Here is a 16,571-nt window from a genome sequence, read left to right as displayed (position 1 = left end):
GAGAATAGCGGCGATGGACACCCGTATCCGGGCGCTCGAGGCGTATCTCGTCGCCTCGGCCCGTGCCGGGGACACCCGCGCGCTGTCGCGGCTGGTCGAGCTTCGCGGTGGGCGGCTCATGGCCCATGCCGTGCGGCTTTTGGGCGACCGGGAGGTTGCGCGCGACGTGGTGCAGGAGGCGTGGGTGGAAATCCTGCGGGGGCTTCGCACCCTACGCGACGACCACGCGTTTTTGCCCTGGGCGCTCAGGATCGTGACCCGCCGTGTCGCGCGTGAGATCCGGCGGCGCCAGCGGGGCCGGGCGCTGGAGGCGGCGGTGGTGTCGGAAACCGATCTGTCGGTGGACGAGGCCGGACCCGTCGCGTCGGACGCGGCCAAGGTGCGGGCGGCGATTGCCGCGCTCCCCCGCGATCAGGCGGCGACCGTCGCGCTATTCTACCTCGAAGACCTGTCGGTGGGCGAGGTCGCCACGGCACTCGACGTGCCCGTGGGGACCGTGAAGACCCGCCTCATGCATGCGCGGCGCAAGCTGCGCGATCTCTTGGAAGGAGAGGATGATGAACAAGATTGATCGGATGATCGAAGAGGCACTGTCCGAAGAGGATCGCGCCATTGCCGAGGCGACGGCGGAACGTGGCTGGTTCGCGCTCGCCCTCGGCACGTTCCGGGGCAAGCTGGGCTGGATCACATGGGTCGTGATGATCGTTCAGACCACGATGTTCGGCTTCGCGGTCTGGTGCGGCTTTCGCTTCTACGGCGCGACCGATGTGCTGACGGCGGTGAAATGGGGCATCACGGCCGCGGTGCTGGCCCTCATGGCGACCGTTCTGAAACTCAGCCTCATGCCGCAGATTCAGGCGGATCGCATCCTGCTCGAACTGCGCCGGGTCGAGTTGATGATCGCGAAGAGGGATACGGGCCAGTGACCCAGACCATCGCCTTGATCGCCGGGCCGTATCTGATCGTCACCGCGATCGGCTTCCTCGTGTCGCGCGGGTTTTATGAACGCATGGTGCTTGGCAATGCCAAGGCCGACCCGGTGCTTCTGAACCTCTCCGGTGCGGTGCATTTCGTGGTCGGGATGGTGATCTTGGTCAATCACTGGCAGTGGAATGGCCTTGGTGCGATCCTCGTGTCGCTGCTCGGGGTCGCTGCCGTGGCCAAGGGGGCATCGCTGATCGCCGTTCCGGAGCTGACGCTCAAGACCCCCAAGACGGTGGGGCCGACCCTGACGATGAGTGCGCTCGGCTTCGCCCTGTGGGGGGCCGCGCTGTTATGGGTCGCCATCGCGACATGAAAACCCCCGATCCGTCAGACGGGTCGGGGGCGTGCACTCTAAAGCAAAAGGGTCCTGAAATGAGTGTCGAAACACTTAAGTGATCCGACACCTCTCACTATTACACGATTCTTACCATTCGGTCAAGAAATGAGCAACCTTACGTCCGGTTGACCCGGAGTCGCGAAATAAAATGACCGGCGCATGAGGCCATGCGCCGGTCGGTGGCGTCGGAATGACGCCCGTGAGTGGTCTTGGTCTTACGAACCCGAAGCGGCGCGCAGGCTCGACGTGGAGTCGATGACCGTGGCGGTTTCGCTGTCGAATTCTTCCATCGCTTCAAGATCGGCTTCGGTGTAGCCGGTGATCATGAATTCGGTGACTTCACCTTCGTCGGAAGTTTCGTTCACCGCGAGGTGCTCGAGGTCGATGGCGACGTCATGTTCGCCGATGCCCAGGAATCCACCGATACCGATGACGGCCCAGACCTTGTTGTCGAGCATGTAGAAGTTGTCGACTTCGCCGACGTCGTTGCCGTCCTGCGACACGACGTTCACGCCGATGAGCGAGGAAATCTCGACGTCAGCAGCGGCTTCGAGGTCGGAGTCCATGGCGCTGGCATCAGCCGACATTTCGCCGTCGATTTCGCCATCGACTTCGGCTTCGGCGTCAGCCGCCATTTCTTCCATCTCGTCGCCGGCTTCTTCGGCGGCGTTCTCGGCGTCGGCGGCCAGTTCTTCGGCGCCTTGCTCGATGTCCTCAGCGGTGTTCTCGGCCGCATCGGCCACGTCTTCCGCCGTGTTTTCGATCGCTTCGCCGGTCTCTTCCGCGGCGGTCTCGATGTCCGATTCCAGCTCGGTCTCGGTGTCCATCTCGGCGCCGGCGGTCATGTCGTCACCGGTCGCCTCCATGTCGGTGGAGGTCGAGGTGTCGGAGTTCATGGTCGTGCCTTCGGTCGCCACGTCACCGGTCACTTCGGTGTCGGTCGAAACGTCCTGCGCGAAGGCCGAGCCGGCCACGAGGACGAGCGCGGCAGCAGACGTCATCAGGGTCTTGTTCAGCGGTTTCATATTCAAATCTCCTAGTTGTCGTGGCGCGCTCACGCGCCTTGTCACTCCAATGCGATGGTTGCGAGATTTGTTCCGGCCTGAAAAAGATTTGCGATTAGTCACTTAGAAATCGAATTTTTTCAAATGGTTGTGAGTTTGTCGCGAGCAACGGCGGGGTGCCGCGGGAGAGGGCACAGACGAAAAAAGGCCGACGCGCGAAGCGTCGGCCTGAAGGTGAGACCCCGCAGAACGCGGGGCGCTCGGGGAGAGGGTCAGTCCGGCTTGCGGTTCGCGATCAGCTCGTCCACCACCGAAGGGTCGGCCAGCGTCGAGGTGTCGCCAAGCGCGCCGTAATCGTTCTCGGCGATCTTGCGCAGGATGCGGCGCATGATCTTGCCGGAGCGGGTTTTCGGCAGGCCCGGCGCCCACTGGATGTAGTCCGGCGAGGCGATGGGGCCGATCTCGGTCCGGACCCAGTTGCGCAGCTCGGTCTTGAGATCGTCGGTGTATTCCTCGCCTTCCATCAGAGTGACATAGCAGTAGATGCCTTGCCCCTTGATCTCGTGTGGGAAGCCGACGACGGCGGCCTCGGCCACCTTGGCATGGGCGACGAGGGCGCTTTCGACCTCGGCAGTGCCCATCCGGTGACCGGAAACGTTGATGACGTCATCCACTCGGCCCGTGATCCAGTAGTCGCCATCGGCATCGCGGCGGCAGCCGTCACCGGCGAAGTAGTAGCCCTTGTAGTCCGAGAAATAGGTTTTCACGAACCGCTCATGGTCGCCGTAGACCGTGCGCATCTGGCCCGGCCAGCTATCGGCGATGCACAGCACGCCCTCGCAGGGGGACTCGGCGATCTCGGTCCCGGCCTGCGGGTCGAGCACCACGGGCTGCACCCCGAAGAACGGCTTCATCGCCGCGCCCGGTTTGGTCGCGTGGGCGCCGGGCAGGGGGGTCATCATGTGGCCCCCGGTTTCGGTCTGCCACCACGTATCGACGATGGGGCAGTTCCCTTTGCCGACGACATCGTTGTACCAGTTCCAGGCTTCCGGGTTGATCGGCTCGCCCACGGTGCCCAGCACCTTGAGGTCGGACAGGTCGTATTTCGTCACCCACTCGGTCCCTTGACCCATGAGCGCACGGATCGCGGTCGGGGCGGTGTAGAACTGGTTCACCTTGTGCTTTTCGCACACGGCCCAGAACCGGCCCGCATCCGGGTAGGTCGGCACGCCTTCGAACATCAGCGTCGTCGCGCCGTTGGCGAGCGGGCCATAGACGATGTAGCTGTGGCCCGTGACCCAGCCTACGTCCGCCGTGCACCAGTAGATGTCGCCGTCGTGGTAGTCGAACGTCACCTCGTGAGTGAGCGCGGCATAAAGCAGGTAGCCGCCGGTCGTGTGGACGACGCCCTTGGGCGCGCCGGTGGAGCCGGAGGTGTAAAGGATGAACAGCGGATCTTCGGCGTTCATCGGCTCCGGCGGGCAATCGGCCGAGGCGTTCGCCATCAGCGCGTTGTAGGAGTGATCCAGCCCGTCCTTGAGGCCGACGTCGGCGCCCGTGCGCTCGACCACAAGTGTCTGGACCTCGCCGCAATGCTCGCGCGCCTTGTCGACATTCGCCTTGAGCGGCGTGGCGCGGCCCCCGCGCGGGGCCTGATCGGCGGTCACGATGAGCTTGGCGTCGCAGCCGGACACGCGGGCGGCCAGCGCCTCGGGCGAGAAGCCCGCGAAGACGATGGAATGGATCGCGCCGATGCGCGCGCAGGCCAGCATGGCATAGGCGGCTTCGGGGATCATCGGCATGTAAAGCACGACCCGGTCACCCTTGCCGACGCCCAGCGACTTGTAGACGTTGGCGAGCTTGTTCACCTGCTCGGACAATTCGTTGTAGGTGATGTGCTTGTCGACGTTCGGATCGTCGCTTTCCCAGATGATCGCGGTCTGGTCGCCGCGGGTGGCAAGGTGCCGGTCGACGCAGTTCGCGGCCACGTTGATCTCGCCGTCCTCGAACCACTTGATCGAGACATTGTGGTAATCGAACGAGGTGTTCTTGATCTTGGTCGGGGTCTTGATCCAGTCGAGCCGCTTCATGTGCTCGCCCCAGAAAGCGTCGGGGTCGTTCACCGATGCGGCATACATTTCGTCATACTTCGCCGCATCGACATTGGCGTTCTTTACGAAGTCATCGGATGGGGCGTAGGTCTTGTCGGACATGGTCGGTCCTCCTCCTGCCGGTCGTGTTCTTGGAACGGGCGCCCGGAACAGGCGCCCGTGATCTGGCGGGTGCGAAGCGCCCCTCCCGGCGCGTCGCGGGTCCGGCTCAGATGGCCAGGTATTCGTGACGCAGAGCTTCGTTGTCGAGCACCTCTTTCGCGGTGCCGTCGAAGACCACGGTGCCGGTGTCGAGGATCACGGCACGGTCGGCGAGTTCCAGCGCCCGGACCGCGTTCTGTTCCACCAGCACGGTCGTGATGCCCTGCGCCTTGATGACATTCAAGGTCTTCTCGATCTCGTCGACGATGACGGGAGCGAGACCTTCGTAGGGCTCGTCAAGCAGCAGAAGTTTGATATCGCGCACCAGCGCCCGGGCGATGGCGAGCATCTGCTGTTCGCCCCCCGAAAGCGTGGTGCCTTCCTGCTTGCGGCGTTCGCCGAGACGCGGGAACAATTCGTAGACGCGTTCCAGCGACCAGCCGATCGGCGGCGCGATCTGGGCCAGTTGCAGGTTCTCTTCCACCGTCAGACCCTGAATGATGCGACGATCTTCGGGCACGAGGGCGAGGCCGTTCTGCGCCGCCTCATGGCTTTTCATCTGGTGCAGCGGCTTGTGGTCGAGCCAGATTTCACCCTGCGTGACCATCGGGCTGCCGGTGCGCGCCAGCGCCCGCAGCGTCGAGGTCTTGCCGGCGCCGTTGCGACCCAGAAGGGCGAGGATTTCGCCCTCGTGGACGTTGAAAGTCACGCCTTGGACGATGTAGCTCTCGCCGTAATAGGCGTGGATGTCCCAGCAGGAAAAGAAGGCCGGGGCCGTGCTGGCGTGGTTGGCGTTGTTCGAATGATCCACGGGCTCGCGGCGCTTGGCCTCTCCGACGACTTGTTCGTTCATGTCCTTCATCCCCCTTACGCGGCCTCACCGAGATAGGCTTCTTTCACCTTCGGATGGCCCTTGATGTTCTCGGGCGTATCCTCGACCAGCGGCGTGCCTTGGGCCAGCACCGTGATCCGTTCGGCGAGCGAGAAGACGACGTGCATGTCGTGCTCGATGATCGCCATGGTGATGTCCCGTTTTTCCTTGATCTCCTTGAGGAGGTCGATGGTGTTGTTGGTGTCGGCGCGCGCCATGCCCGCCGTCGGTTCGTCGAGCAGCAGAAGCCGGGGTTCCTGCGCCAGACACATCGCCATTTCGAGCCGCCGCTTGTCGCCGCGCGACATCGAGGCCGCGTGCATGTGACGCTTGTCGATCATGTTCACGTCGGTGAGCATCTGCTCGGCCTGTTCGACGATATCGCGCTCATGCGCCACGGTTTCGAACGGGTGCATGCGGAATGCGCCGTCACGCTTGGCGAAGCACGAGATCATGACGTTTTCCATCACGGTCAGGTCGCCGAAGATCTCGGGCGTCTGGAACACGCGGGAAATGCCCATCTGGTTGATCTGGTGCGGCTTGAGTCCCAGCACCGACTGGCCGTTGAACATGACCGATCCGGTGTCGGGGATCAGCTTGCCCACGAAGCAGTTGAGCAGGGTGGACTTGCCCGCGCCGTTCGGCCCGATGATGGCGTGAACCGTGTTTTCCTGAACCGAGAGGTTCACGTCCGAGAGGGCTTGCAGACCGCCGAAGCGTTTGCCCACGTTCTTGACTTCAAGGATACCCATTGGAGTTTCTCCTTATTCCGCGGGCTGCGTCTGGGCTTCCGCCCCGTCGCCCTTGGAGCGACGGTTGCGGACGGCCTTGGCGATGCGCTGGCCACCTTCGACAAGGCCACCGGGCAGGAAGATGACGACGAGCATGAAGAGCAGGCCGAGCGTCAGGTGCCAGGATTTGCCGACGAAGAAGTGGCTGAGGCCGATGAGGAAATCTTCGATCCCGTCCGGCATCCACGCGAACCACTGGTGCAGCATGTTGTCGTTGATCTTCGAGAAGATGTTCTCGAAGTACTTGATGAAGCCTGCGCCGAGGATCGGACCCATCAGGGTGCCGGCCCCGCCGAGGATGGTCATCAGCACGACTTCGCCGCTGGCGGTCCATTGCATCCGTTCGGCGCCCGCAAGCGGGTCCATCGAGGCCATGAGCGCACCGGCGAGCCCGGCATACATGCCCGAGATCACGAAAGCGGCAAGGGTGTAGGGACGCGAGTTGAGGCCGGTGTAGTTCAGGCGCGTCTGGTTCGTCTTGATCGCGCGCAGCATCAGGCCGAAGGGCGACCGGAAGATGCGGAGCGACAGGTAGAACACGAGGATCGCGACGATGGCGCAGAAGTAGTAGCCGTTGTTGAAGGTGAACTCCCACCCGCCGACATTGAGCTTCGCGCTTTCGTTCATGACGATGCCGAAGAAGTGCGGCGAGGTCGGGCTGTTCTCGCCCATCAGGACCTGCGGATCGTTGGTATAGACCTGAAGGCCGGTTTCACCGTTGGTCAGCGGCGTCAGCACCGAATAGGCGAGGTTGTAGCTCATCTGCGCGAAGGCGAGCGTGAGGATCGAGAAGTAGATCCCCGAGCGGCGCAGCGACACGTAGCCGATGAGCAGGGCGAAGAGGGCCGAGACGATGACCGCCAGCAGGATGCCGGGGACCACGTTGTAGCCCAGAAGCTTGTACATCCACACGACCGAATAGGAGCCGACACCCAGAAAGGCCGCGTGGCCGAACGAGAGGTAGCCGGTGAGGCCGAAGAGGATGTTGAAGCCGATGGCGAAGATGCCGAAGATCGCGAACCGCTGCATCAGGTCCGGGTAGCCAGCGTTGAACGTGGCCATGCCGGAGCCTTCGGGAAACGGCTGGAGCAGGATCGGCGTGACCAGCGTCAGGAAGACGACGATCAGCAGGAAGGTGGTGTCTCGTTGTGACAGACCGAGCATTTTCATGGTCTTATTCCTCCATCACGCCGGCACGGCCCATGAGGCCCCGCGGACGGGTGAGCAGAATGATGATGGCGACGAGGTAGATGATGACCTGGTCGATGCCGGGAATGAGCGACTTGATCTCGTTCATCGAAGCGAAGCTTTGAAGGACACCCAGCAGGAACCCCGCGGCGACGGCGCCGGGCAAGCTGCCCATGCCGCCGACGACGACCACGACGAAGGAGAGCACGAGGAAGTCCATCCCCATGTGATAGTTCGGTGCCAGAATGGGTGTGTACATTACCCCCGCCATGCCCGCGACCGCGGCGGCGAGGCCGAACATCAGCGTGAAGCGTTTGTCTATGTTGATGCCCAGAAGCCCCACCGTCTCGCGGTCGGCCATACCGGCTCGCACGACCATCCCGAAGGTGGTGAACTGGAGGAACGAGAACACCGCGCCGATCACGATGGCGGCGAAGAGGAAATAGACCAGACGCCAGTAGGGATAGATGATGACGTTCGGGTCGAAGCCGAGCAACACGCCGAAATCCATCGACCCGGAGAAGGCATCCGGTGCCCCGGTCTGGATCGGGTTGGCGCCGAAGAAGTACTTGATGAGCTCCTGAAGCACGATGGCAAGGCCGAAGGTCACGAGGATCTGGTCGGCATGCGGGCGCTTGTAGAAGTGCTTGATGAGGCCGCGTTCCATGACGAAGCCGACGAGCAGCATGACGGGAATGGCGAAGATGATGGCCAGCGGCACCGACCAGTCGATCAGCCAGTCACCGACATCGGCGCCGAACCAGGCCTCGACGTATGGAACCTCGACCTTGAGCGGGTTGCCCAGGAAGTCCTTTTTCGTCGGGTCGATCTGTTCGAACGACAGGTTGAAGATCCGCTGAAGCGTGACGGCGACGAAGGCGCCGATCATGAACAGGGCACCGTGGGCGAAGTTCACGACGCCGAGCGTGCCGAAGATGAGCGTGAGCCCGAGGGCGATCAGCGCATAGGCCGAGCCCTTGTCGAGCCCGTTCAGAATTTGAAGAATGATGGCGTCCATTGTCCCCACCGGTGCTGCATAAGGGTGTGTGAAACGAACGCGGCGCGGGTCTTGCCGCCCACTGCCTGCGCATGAGTGTAGGGCGGGGATGTCCCCGCCCTACGAAGGGTCTGACGATTACGCGCCGTCGTTGCACTCGCCGAGCGAGGCTTCGTCGCCACCGAACATCGGGTGGTTCGGCTCGTACATGACCTGATCGACCGGCGTGACTTCCACGATTTCGAGGGTGTCGTACTCGGTGGTCGGGTTCTCGGCGCCTTTCATGACCAGCACGTCCTTGAAGCACTGGTGGTCTTCGGCGCGGTAGAGCGTCGGGCCGTTGCCCATGCCGTCGAATTCGAAACCTTCGAGGGCTTCGGCCACGGCGCAGGGGTTGAACGAACCGGCACGGGTCACGGCGTCTGCATAGAGCAGCGTCTGCACGTAGCAGGTGTGCGCCGAACCCGACGGCGGACGGCCGTACTTTTCACCGAACGACTTGACGAAGGCCTGCGTGCCCGCGTCGGTCAGCTGCCAGTTCCAGTTCATCGAACCGTACACGCCCTTGATGTTCTCGCCGGCACCGGCGGCCATCAGTTCGGAGTAGAGCGGAACGACGATCTCGAAGTTCTTGCCGTTGGCTTGCGCGTCGCGCAGGCCGAACTGGATCGACTGGGTGAGCGAGTTCACCATGTCTCCGCCGTAGTGGTTCAGGATGAGCACGTCTGCGCCCGAGTTCAGAACCGGCGTGATGTAGGACGAGAAGTCGCCCGCGCCGACCGGCGTCATTACGTTGTTGACGGTTTCCCAACCCAGCGCCTCGGTGGCGTTCTGGATCGACTCCTGCTGGGTCCAGCCCCAGGTGTAGTCGGCGGTCAGGTGATAGGCGCGACGGTCGGTGCCGTAGGCGTTCTTCAGCACCGGGGCCAGCGCGGCGCCCGACATGTAGGCGTTGAAGAAGTGACGGAAACCGTTGGCCTTGCGGTCCTTGCCGGTGGTGTCGTTGGAGTGGGTCAGACCCGCCATGAAGATGATCCCGGCTTCCTGGCAGAGGCCCTGAACGGCCACGGCCACGCCCGAGGACGAACCGCCGTTGATCATCACGACGCCGTCTTTTTCGATCATCGACTTGGCCGAGGCGCGCGCGGCGTCCGACTTGGTCTGGGTGTCGCCGGTCACGAAGGCCGCTTTCTTGCCCAAGATGCCGGTCCCGTCGAGCGCCTTCGACGAGAAGGTGTTCAGCATGCCGCCGTCGCCTTCGCCGTTGATGTGCTGGATGGCGAGTTCCTGCGCGCGCAGTTCGTCGAGGCCTTCTTCTGCGTAGGGGCCGGTCTGCGGCACGTTGAAGCCGAAGGTCACGGTGTCACCGGTCGGCTCGTTGGTGAACGCCATCGCGCCGGAGGTGAAGATCGTCGGCATCGCAAGGCCGGCGCCGGTCACGGCACCCGTCTTGAGAAGCCCACGACGGGTGAAGTTCGATTTGGACATGAATATCCTCCCGTTTGGAAATGACGACATGGCCTCCCCGCACATGCCGTGTGCCTTTTTACAGGCTGTGGGCATTATGACGTTGGGTCAGAAAATTCCGCAACAAATGGTTCAGATGTAACAATTTTTTTGTAAACAAATGAACTGATACCATGGTATACCTGTAAACAAATTTTCGCGCAGGTGCAGAAAGCATCGGAAAACCAAGGAAAATTTCATGCCTCAGTCCCGCCTGACCGGAAGCCGGATCCGCGAGCGTCGGCTGGCGCTGGGCACCCGTCAGGCCGACTTGGCCCGCGCCGTGGGGGTGTCGCCCGCATACCTCAATCTGATCGAACACAATCGCCGCAGAATCGGCGGCAAGTTATTGGTCGATCTCGCGCGCGAACTGAACACCGAGCCCGCGCAACTGTCCGAAGGCGCGGGACAGGCGCTGGTCAACGCCCTGCGCGATGCCGCCGCCCGGTTCGAGAACGTCACACCCGAACTCGACCGGGTCGAGGAGTTCGCGGGCCGGTTCTCGGGCTGGTCGGCGCTCGTCGCGACGCAGGCGCGCCGGATCGAGGATCTCGAACGGGTGGTCGAGACGCTGTCGGACCGGCTGACCCACGATCCGCACCTCGCGGCCTCGCTGCACGAAGTGCTGTCCACGGTGACCGCGATCCGGTCGACCGCCGCGATCCTTGCCGAGACCGAGGACATCGACCCGGACTGGCAGTCGCGGTTCCTGCGCAACATGCGCGAAGAGGCGCAGCGCCTGTCATCGTCGGCCGAAGGGCTGGTGACCTATCTTGAGGCGGGTGCGGATACCCGCGAGATGCAGGTCTCGGCGGTCGACGACCTTGCCGCCTATGTGGGCGAGGCGGGCTATCATTTTCCCGAGCTTGAAAAGCCCGCCGTGGGCGAGGGCGAGATCGGACTGATGCTCGAAAAGGCCGGGCCGCTCAGGGACAAGGGCGCGCGCGACCTCGCCCACCGGATGCTGGTGCGCTATCTGGCCGATGCCCGCGCCATGCCGTTGAGCGCGTTTCGGACCTCGCTCGCCAATACCGGCGAAGACCCGGCGCGGGTCGCGGACGGCTTCGGGGTGGGGCTGGACGCGGTGCTGCGGCGCATGGCCAGCTTGCCGACGGCCGAAGACGAACCGGGGCGGGGCCTCGTGGTCTGCGACGGGTCTGGAACGGTCACGCTGCGCAAGCCGCTGGAGGGCTTTCCGCTGCCGCGGTTCGGTGCGGCCTGTCCCCTGTGGCCGCTCTATCAGGCGCTGGCCCGCCCGGCGCAGCCCATCGCGCGGGTGGTCGAGATGCCGGGCACGGACCCGAAGCTGTTTCTGTGTCGCGCCCTGTCGGTTCCCCGCCCGGCGGCGACCTTCGATGCCCCACCCATTCATGAGGCGACGATGCTCATCGAACCCGTCGAGCATACCTCCGGGCCTGTGCTCAGGGTCGGCGCGTCCTGCCGGATCTGCCCGCGCGAGACCTGTTCGGCGCGGCGCGAACCGTCGATCCTTGGCAAGCAGAGCTAGCCGGTCTCGGCCGTCCCCGCCGCTCGTGCGCACGGGTTCGGGTGGCACCACGAGGTCGCCACCGCCCCAAGCCCCTGTTCTGCTTTGACTTTGCACCACCCTGAGGCGATAAACGAGAAACGCGGGCTCAGGGGGAGGGCCCATCGGGGGAGTTTATGGCGAAACAAGTTCTGCTGATCGAGGACGAGCCGAACATCATCGAAGCGATCTCATTCATCCTCAGCCGTGATGGCTGGTCCGTCTCGACCCATGCCAACGGCGAGACGGCGATGGATGCGGTGCGACGGCACACGCCGGATGCGCTGGTGCTCGACGTGATGCTGCCGGGCCGCTCCGGATACGAGATTTTGCAGGATCTGCGGGCCGACCCCGAGATGGGCACGCTGCCCGTGCTGATGCTGACCGCGCGCGGCCAGAAGAAGGACCGGGAATTGGCCGACAAACTCGGCGCGACGCGGTTCATGACCAAGCCGTTCTCCAACGCCGAGGTCCTGACCGTCCTGCGCGAGATGACCGGCGGGGCGTGAGGCGCGGATGACGCGACGCCCGACAACCTTCCTTGCCCGTGACACATACCGCCGTCGCCGCCTGATCGACGCGCTTCGCGTGCTTCCGGTGCTGGGGCTACTTCTGTTCCTCGTGCCGCTTCTTGGCTCCGGCACGTCCGAACGGTCGACGGCCTATGCCGGAATGTATCTGTTCGCCGCGTGGTTGGTGCTTATCATCGGGGCGTCCTTGCTGGTGCGTGCGGTGGCGCGCTCTCCGGGTGGTGTGGCCTCGGACCCGCTCGAGCCGGGATCGGTCGAGGACGAGGACTGAACATGGTCGGCTTCAACCTGCTGATCGCCGTCAGTCTGGCCTATGTCGGTTTCCTGTTCCTCGTCGCGTTCTGGGGCGACCGGCAGGCCCGGACCGGGCGCGGCGGCTGGCTGCGCGCGCCGATCATCTACACCCTGTCGCTGTCGATCTATTGCACGGCCTGGACGTTCTATGGCGCGGTCGGCTACGCCGCGCGGTCGGGGCTGGAGTTCGTGACCATCTATCTCGGCCCCACCATCGTCATGGTCGGCTGGTGGTGGGTTCTGCGCAAGCTGGTGCGCATCGGGCGCGCGCAACGCATCACCTCGGTCGCGGACCTCATATCCTCGCGCTACGGCAAGTCGAACCTTCTGGGCGTGATCGTCACGCTGCTCGCCGTGATCGGCACGACGCCCTATATCGCGCTTCAGCTTCAATCGGTGGTCCTGTCCTATTCGGTCTTCGCCCAGCAAGGCGGGGATGCGGCGGCGGACCCCGAGGCCACCGCGCTTTGGGTCGCCGTCGGTCTTGCCGCCTTCACCGTGCTGTTCGGCACCCGGAACCTCGACGCGAACGAGCGGCATCACGGCGTGGTCACCGCCATCGCGGTCGAAGCGGTCGTGAAGCTCGTGGCCCTGCTGGCGGTCGGCATCTTCGTGGTCTGGGGCGTGACGGGCGGCCCCGGCGCGATCGCCGAGACGATCCACGCCTCGCCCATCGCCACGTGGGAACTGGACGGACCGCGCTGGGCCACGATGATCTTCCTGTCCGCCGCCGCGTTCCTGACCCTGCCGCGCATGTTTCAGGTTCTGGTCGTCGAGAACGTGGACGAAAAGCAGCTCGCCACCGCAAGCTGGGCGTTTCCCCTGTATATGTTTCTGATGAGCCTGTTCGTGGTTCCCATCGCGGTCGTGGGTCTGAGCGTCCTGCCGGCTGGCGCGAACCCGGACCTTTTCGTTCTGACGGTGCCCCTGCATTTCGATCAAGGCGGGCTGGCGATGCTCACCTTCCTCGGCGGGTTTTCGTCCGCGACCTCCATGGTCATCGTGGCGGCCATCGCGCTGTCCACGATGGTGTCGAACCACATCGTCATGCCGATCTGGCTGTCGGCGCGCATGGGTGGGGCGGCGATGTCGGGGGATGTGCGGCACGTGGTTCTGGTGTCGCGCCGTCTGTCCATCGCCGCCGTTCTCGGCCTTGGCTGGTTCTATTACCATCTGTCGGGCGGGGGCGAGGCGCTGGCGGCCATCGGTCTGATCTCGTTCGCGGGCGTGGCGCAGGTGTTGCCGTCGCTGATCGGCGGGCTGTTCTGGCGCGGGGCGACCCGTGTGGGCGCCGCCGTCGGCCTGATCCTCGGCTTCACGATCTGGGCCTACGCGCTTTTCCTGCCGTCTTTCGGCGAGGGCGTGATGACCGCGCGATTCATGGCCGAGGGGCCTTGGGGCATCGACTGGCTGCGCCCGCAGGCGTTCTTCGGCATCGAGGGGATGGACCCGGTGGTTCATGCGATCTTCTGGTCGATGGCGCTCAACACCGGCGCGTTCATCGCTGGTTCGCTGGTGTCGTTTCCGCGCCCGATGGAGCGGCTTCAGGGCGCCCAGTTCGTCAATGTGTTCGAACACAGCCGCACGGCTCAGGGCTGGTCGCGCGGCAATGCCGAGGCCGAGGATCTTCTGGTCATGGCGCAACGGATCATGGGGGCGAGCGAGGCACAGAACCTGTTCCACGCCGAAAGTGCGCGGCAGGGCAAGGAAGGGTATCTGCCCGATACCACACCCGATTTCCTGCGCATCCTCGAACGGGAACTGTCTGGCTCGGTCGGGGCCGCCACGGCGCATGCGATGGTCGGGCAGATCGTCGGCGGTGCCTCGGTCTCGGTCGACGACCTGATGGCCGTGGCCGATGAGACGCAGCAGATTCTGGAATATTCCTCGCAGCTCGAAGCCAAGTCGGAAGAACTGGTCCGCACCGCTCGCCAGTTGCAAGAAGCGAACGAGAAGCTGACGGCCCTGTCGATCCAGAAGGACGCGTTTCTGAGCCAGATCAGCCACGAACTGCGCACGCCCATGACCTCGATCCGGGCTTTTTCTGAGATCCTGAAGGAAGGCGGGATGGAGGATGCGGATACCCGCAAATATTCCGGCATCATTCAGGACGAGGCGATCCGCCTGACACGGCTGTTGGACGATCTTCTGGACCTGTCGGTGCTTGAGGCCGGGCAGGTGACGCTGAACATGCAACCGGGCAACCTTCAGGCCGTGCTGGACCGGGCGGTTTCCGCGGGCGCGACCGGGCGGGATGGCCGCACGCTCGACATACGGCGCACCCCGGCGCGCGAGGACGTGACGATCGAGACGGACACGGACCGGCTGAGTCAGGTTTTCATCAATCTGATCGCGAATGCGCGCAAATACTGCGATGCGGCCCATCCGCGCCTGACCATATCGGTCGCGCAGAACGCCAAGCGGGTCGAGGTGGATTTCATCGACAATGGCACGGGCATTCCGGCCGAGAGCCAATCCATGATCTTCGAGAAATTCTCGCGCCTGTCGGATCAGCAAAAGGCGGGCGGTGCCGGTCTGGGCCTTGCGATCTGTCGTGAGATCATGTCGAAGCTCGGCGGATCGGTCACATACCTGCCGGGGCAGGGCGGTGCTGCCTTTCGCGTGACCCTGCCGCGTTAACCTTCACCCTTTGTCAACCTTGTGCTGCGAGTGTCGGGGACGGACACCTTTGCCCGTGGCACAGGATATGAACACAGACGAACGCCCCAGCGCGATGCAGCGCAAGGCGGGGGCGGGACGACCGCCGCCCGAGATCGGCGCGCCCACGGCGGCGCGTATTCTGCGCACGGCCATCATGCAGGCGGGCGAGGATGTGGCGGCGTTGTCCATCGTCGCGGGCCAGCCCGAGGAGATGCGCACGACCCTTGCCCCGATCGTCGAGGGGATCGGGGAACACGCGCTTATGGCGCTGATCGAAGGGCCCGAGGGTCGCTATGGCCTGATCCTCGTCGATCCGGACACGCTTGCGGCATTGATCGAGATACAGACCACGGGCCGGGTCGTTCCGCGTCCCGCGACCGCACGACCGCCGACACGGACGGACGCCATCATGTGCGCGGATTTCATCGACCGCGTGCTGGAATTGCTCGAAGACCGGACGGCGGAGGCGGACATCGACATCGCGCCGGCGCTGGGCGGGTTTCGCTACGCGCTCGCCCTGTCCGAAGCGCGGGCCATACCGATGACGCTGGACGACGTGCCCTACCGGCGGTTCCACGTCTCGCTCGATCTCGGGCGCGGGGCCAAGCAGGGCACGCTCGATGTGATCCTGCCGTTCAATGCAGCCCCGTCCGGTGCCGCTGCGGCGACGAACGCCGACCCGGCAGGGTTCACGCAGGCTCTGGCCGAAGTGGTCGGTGAGGCGGAAGTGCTGCTGCGCGGCACGCTTCACCGTTTGCAGATGCCGCTGGCCGAGGTGGCGGGGCTTTCCGTTGGCAGCGTTATCCCCATCCCGCGCGAGGCGCTGGGGCAGGTCGCGATCGAGGATATCAACGGGCGCACCGTGAAACACGGGCGGCTGGGCATGTCGGGCGGCCATCGTGCGATCCGCATCGGCGCGGTCGCCGAGGCGGAACCGCAGATGGACGCGCCCGCGCGCCCTGCGAAACCCGCCGCCCTGCCGCCGGTCGACCCCTTGCCGGACCTGCCGGACAGTGGCGATGTGCCGGATCTGGGGGATGTCGCGGATCTTGGCCCGCTCGGTGACACTGGCGACCTGCCGGATCTGCCTGATCTGCCGGACTTGCCCGATTTGCCGGACCTTGCGGACCTGCCCGATCTGCCCGACTTGTCCAATTCCGACAACCCGCTCGACCTTTCCTGACCGTCTGGCAATCCCGTCTTGACCAAGATCAAGGCGGCGGGACACACTTGGGCTATTGATGCTCCTGTTTATAGGGGAGACACCATGCCCGACGTCGCGAAATACCGCCCAATACTCGAAGCCCGCCTCGCGGAACTCGACACGCGCCTGCACGAGATCGATGATGAACTCGACAGCCACCAGTCGAAGGACTGGGAAGAATTGGCGACGGAACGGGAAGAGGACGAGGTGCTCGAGCAGATGGGGCAATCCGGTCAGGCCGAGATTGCCCAGATCAAGGCCGCACTGACCCGTATGGACGAAGGCGAATACGGCTATTGCGTGCAATGCGGGGCCGAAATCGCCGAAGCGCGTCTCGACCTCGTGCCACAGGCGCCGCTCTGCGCGACCTGCGCGTCCAAGACAGGCTGACGCAACTATTTTGCTGCTTGGTTCAGAGGAAGGAACC

The 16,571-nt window shown here is 64.3% G+C and carries 16 protein-coding genes; 9 read left to right on the top strand and 7 right to left on the bottom strand.

The window, feature by feature from the left end; all coding sequences use genetic code 11:
• Window positions 1-13: 13 nt before the first annotated feature.
• From RB2654_RS07995 to RB2654_RS07985, 3 genes are read left to right on the top strand one after another with little or no spacing between them, the layout of a single operon-like run.
• Complete coding sequence (locus RB2654_RS07995; RefSeq protein WP_008330310.1) at window positions 14-571, top strand: RNA polymerase sigma factor; 558 nt, start codon at window positions 14-16, stop codon at window positions 569-571.
• Window positions 558-926 carry a DUF6768 family protein gene (locus tag RB2654_RS07990; RefSeq protein WP_040884580.1) on the top strand — a complete coding sequence of 123 codons (369 nt, stop codon included), beginning with the start codon at window positions 558-560 and terminating at the stop codon, window positions 924-926. Before RB2654_RS07995 ends, RB2654_RS07990 begins: the two co-directional genes overlap by 14 nt.
• Entirely contained in the window at window positions 923-1,297 is a 375-nt protein-coding gene (locus RB2654_RS07985; protein WP_008330307.1) for a hypothetical protein, read from the top strand. The genes RB2654_RS07990 and RB2654_RS07985 overlap by 4 nt, the downstream gene beginning before the upstream one ends.
• A 239-nt stretch (window positions 1,298-1,536) precedes the next feature.
• On the opposite strand, the gene RB2654_RS07980 is transcribed toward RB2654_RS07985, so the two are convergent.
• The 7 genes from RB2654_RS07980 to RB2654_RS07950 all read right to left on the bottom strand — a co-directional run bounded on the left by RB2654_RS07980 (window position 1,537) and on the right by RB2654_RS07950 (window position 9,912).
• Entirely contained in the window at window positions 1,537-2,346 is an 810-nt protein-coding gene (locus RB2654_RS07980; RefSeq protein ID WP_008330305.1) for a PRC-barrel domain-containing protein, read from the bottom strand.
• 251 nt (window positions 2,347-2,597) lie between these two features.
• The gene (gene acs, locus RB2654_RS07975) at window positions 2,598-4,538 is read right to left on the bottom strand and encodes an acetate--CoA ligase (protein WP_008330301.1); all 1,941 of its coding nucleotides are present in this window, start codon (window positions 4,536-4,538) and stop codon (window positions 2,598-2,600) included.
• 106 nt (window positions 4,539-4,644) lie between these two features.
• A complete protein-coding gene (locus RB2654_RS07970; RefSeq protein WP_050772029.1) occupies window positions 4,645-5,430 on the bottom strand; it encodes an ABC transporter ATP-binding protein in 786 nt (261 codons plus the stop codon).
• 14 nt (window positions 5,431-5,444) lie between these two features.
• Window positions 5,445-6,200 (bottom strand): ABC transporter ATP-binding protein, encoded by a 756-nt coding sequence (locus RB2654_RS07965; protein ID WP_008330299.1) that lies wholly within the window; start codon window positions 6,198-6,200, stop codon window positions 5,445-5,447.
• Window positions 6,201-6,212: 12 nt separating this feature from the next.
• The gene (locus RB2654_RS07960; RefSeq protein WP_040885552.1) at window positions 6,213-7,403 is read right to left on the bottom strand and encodes a branched-chain amino acid ABC transporter permease; all 1,191 of its coding nucleotides are present in this window, start codon (window positions 7,401-7,403) and stop codon (window positions 6,213-6,215) included.
• 10 nt (window positions 7,404-7,413) lie between these two features.
• The gene (locus tag RB2654_RS07955; RefSeq protein WP_008330297.1) at window positions 7,414-8,445 is read right to left on the bottom strand and encodes a branched-chain amino acid ABC transporter permease; all 1,032 of its coding nucleotides are present in this window, start codon (window positions 8,443-8,445) and stop codon (window positions 7,414-7,416) included.
• 117 nt (window positions 8,446-8,562) lie between these two features.
• Window positions 8,563-9,912, bottom strand: a complete 1,350-nt coding sequence (locus tag RB2654_RS07950) for a substrate-binding protein (RefSeq protein ID WP_008330296.1) — start codon at window positions 9,910-9,912, stop codon at window positions 8,563-8,565.
• A gap of 217 nt (window positions 9,913-10,129) precedes the next feature.
• Between RB2654_RS07950 and RB2654_RS07945 the strand changes: the two genes are divergently transcribed.
• The 6 genes from RB2654_RS07945 (at window position 10,130) to RB2654_RS07920 (ending at window position 16,534) form a co-directional block, all read left to right on the top strand.
• On the top strand, window positions 10,130-11,437 hold the full coding sequence (locus tag RB2654_RS07945; protein WP_008330294.1) for an XRE family transcriptional regulator: 1,308 nt from the start codon (window positions 10,130-10,132) through the stop codon (window positions 11,435-11,437).
• A 155-nt stretch (window positions 11,438-11,592) separates the two neighbouring features.
• Window positions 11,593-11,964 carry a response regulator transcription factor gene (locus RB2654_RS07940; RefSeq protein WP_008330293.1) on the top strand — a complete coding sequence of 124 codons (372 nt, stop codon included), beginning with the start codon at window positions 11,593-11,595 and terminating at the stop codon, window positions 11,962-11,964.
• Between the two features lie 7 nt (window positions 11,965-11,971).
• A complete protein-coding gene (locus RB2654_RS07935; protein ID WP_008330291.1) occupies window positions 11,972-12,256 on the top strand; it encodes a hypothetical protein in 285 nt (94 codons plus the stop codon).
• A 2-nt stretch (window positions 12,257-12,258) separates the two neighbouring features.
• Complete coding sequence (locus tag RB2654_RS07930) at window positions 12,259-14,919, top strand: ATP-binding protein (RefSeq protein WP_008330284.1); 2,661 nt, start codon at window positions 12,259-12,261, stop codon at window positions 14,917-14,919.
• Window positions 14,920-14,986: 67 nt separating this feature from the next.
• On the top strand, window positions 14,987-16,123 hold the full coding sequence (locus tag RB2654_RS07925; protein WP_008330283.1) for a flagellar motor switch protein FliM: 1,137 nt from the start codon (window positions 14,987-14,989) through the stop codon (window positions 16,121-16,123).
• 84 nt (window positions 16,124-16,207) lie between these two features.
• Window positions 16,208-16,534 carry a TraR/DksA family transcriptional regulator gene (locus tag RB2654_RS07920; RefSeq protein WP_008330280.1) on the top strand — a complete coding sequence of 109 codons (327 nt, stop codon included), beginning with the start codon at window positions 16,208-16,210 and terminating at the stop codon, window positions 16,532-16,534.
• Window positions 16,535-16,571 lie beyond the last annotated feature (37 nt).

It is taken from the genome of Maritimibacter alkaliphilus HTCC2654 (assembly GCF_000152805.1).
Lineage (GTDB): Bacteria > Pseudomonadota > Alphaproteobacteria > Rhodobacterales > Rhodobacteraceae > Maritimibacter > Maritimibacter alkaliphilus.
This window is presented reverse-complemented; position numbering and strand designations above follow the sequence as displayed.

What these genes read in the sequence shown, in the direction of transcription:
- RB2654_RS07995 (WP_008330310.1), top strand. Translation starts at nt 14, where the DNA reads ATGGACACCCGTATCCGGGCGCTCGAGGCGTATCTCGTCGCCTCGGCC.
- RB2654_RS07990 (WP_040884580.1), top strand. Translation starts at nt 558, where the DNA reads ATGAACAAGATTGATCGGATGATCGAAGAGGCACTGTCCGAAGAGGAT.
- RB2654_RS07980 (WP_008330305.1), bottom strand. Translation starts at nt 2,346, where the DNA reads ATGAAACCGCTGAACAAGACCCTGATGACGTCTGCTGCCGCGCTCGTC.
- acs (WP_008330301.1), bottom strand. Translation starts at nt 4,538, where the DNA reads ATGTCCGACAAGACCTACGCCCCATCCGATGACTTCGTAAAGAACGCC.
- RB2654_RS07970 (WP_050772029.1), bottom strand. Translation starts at nt 5,430, where the DNA reads ATGAACGAACAAGTCGTCGGAGAGGCCAAGCGCCGCGAGCCCGTGGAT.
- RB2654_RS07965 (WP_008330299.1), bottom strand. Translation starts at nt 6,200, where the DNA reads ATGGGTATCCTTGAAGTCAAGAACGTGGGCAAACGCTTCGGCGGTCTG.
- RB2654_RS07960 (WP_040885552.1), bottom strand. Translation starts at nt 7,403, where the DNA reads ATGCTCGGTCTGTCACAACGAGACACCACCTTCCTGCTGATCGTCGTC.
- RB2654_RS07955 (WP_008330297.1), bottom strand. Translation starts at nt 8,445, where the DNA reads ATGGACGCCATCATTCTTCAAATTCTGAACGGGCTCGACAAGGGCTCG.
- RB2654_RS07950 (WP_008330296.1), bottom strand. Translation starts at nt 9,912, where the DNA reads ATGTCCAAATCGAACTTCACCCGTCGTGGGCTTCTCAAGACGGGTGCC.
- RB2654_RS07945 (WP_008330294.1), top strand. Translation starts at nt 10,130, where the DNA reads ATGCCTCAGTCCCGCCTGACCGGAAGCCGGATCCGCGAGCGTCGGCTG.
- RB2654_RS07940 (WP_008330293.1), top strand. Translation starts at nt 11,593, where the DNA reads ATGGCGAAACAAGTTCTGCTGATCGAGGACGAGCCGAACATCATCGAA.
- RB2654_RS07935 (WP_008330291.1), top strand. Translation starts at nt 11,972, where the DNA reads ATGACGCGACGCCCGACAACCTTCCTTGCCCGTGACACATACCGCCGT.
- RB2654_RS07930 (WP_008330284.1), top strand. Translation starts at nt 12,259, where the DNA reads ATGGTCGGCTTCAACCTGCTGATCGCCGTCAGTCTGGCCTATGTCGGT.
- RB2654_RS07925 (WP_008330283.1), top strand. Translation starts at nt 14,987, where the DNA reads ATGAACACAGACGAACGCCCCAGCGCGATGCAGCGCAAGGCGGGGGCG.
- RB2654_RS07920 (WP_008330280.1), top strand. Translation starts at nt 16,208, where the DNA reads ATGCCCGACGTCGCGAAATACCGCCCAATACTCGAAGCCCGCCTCGCG.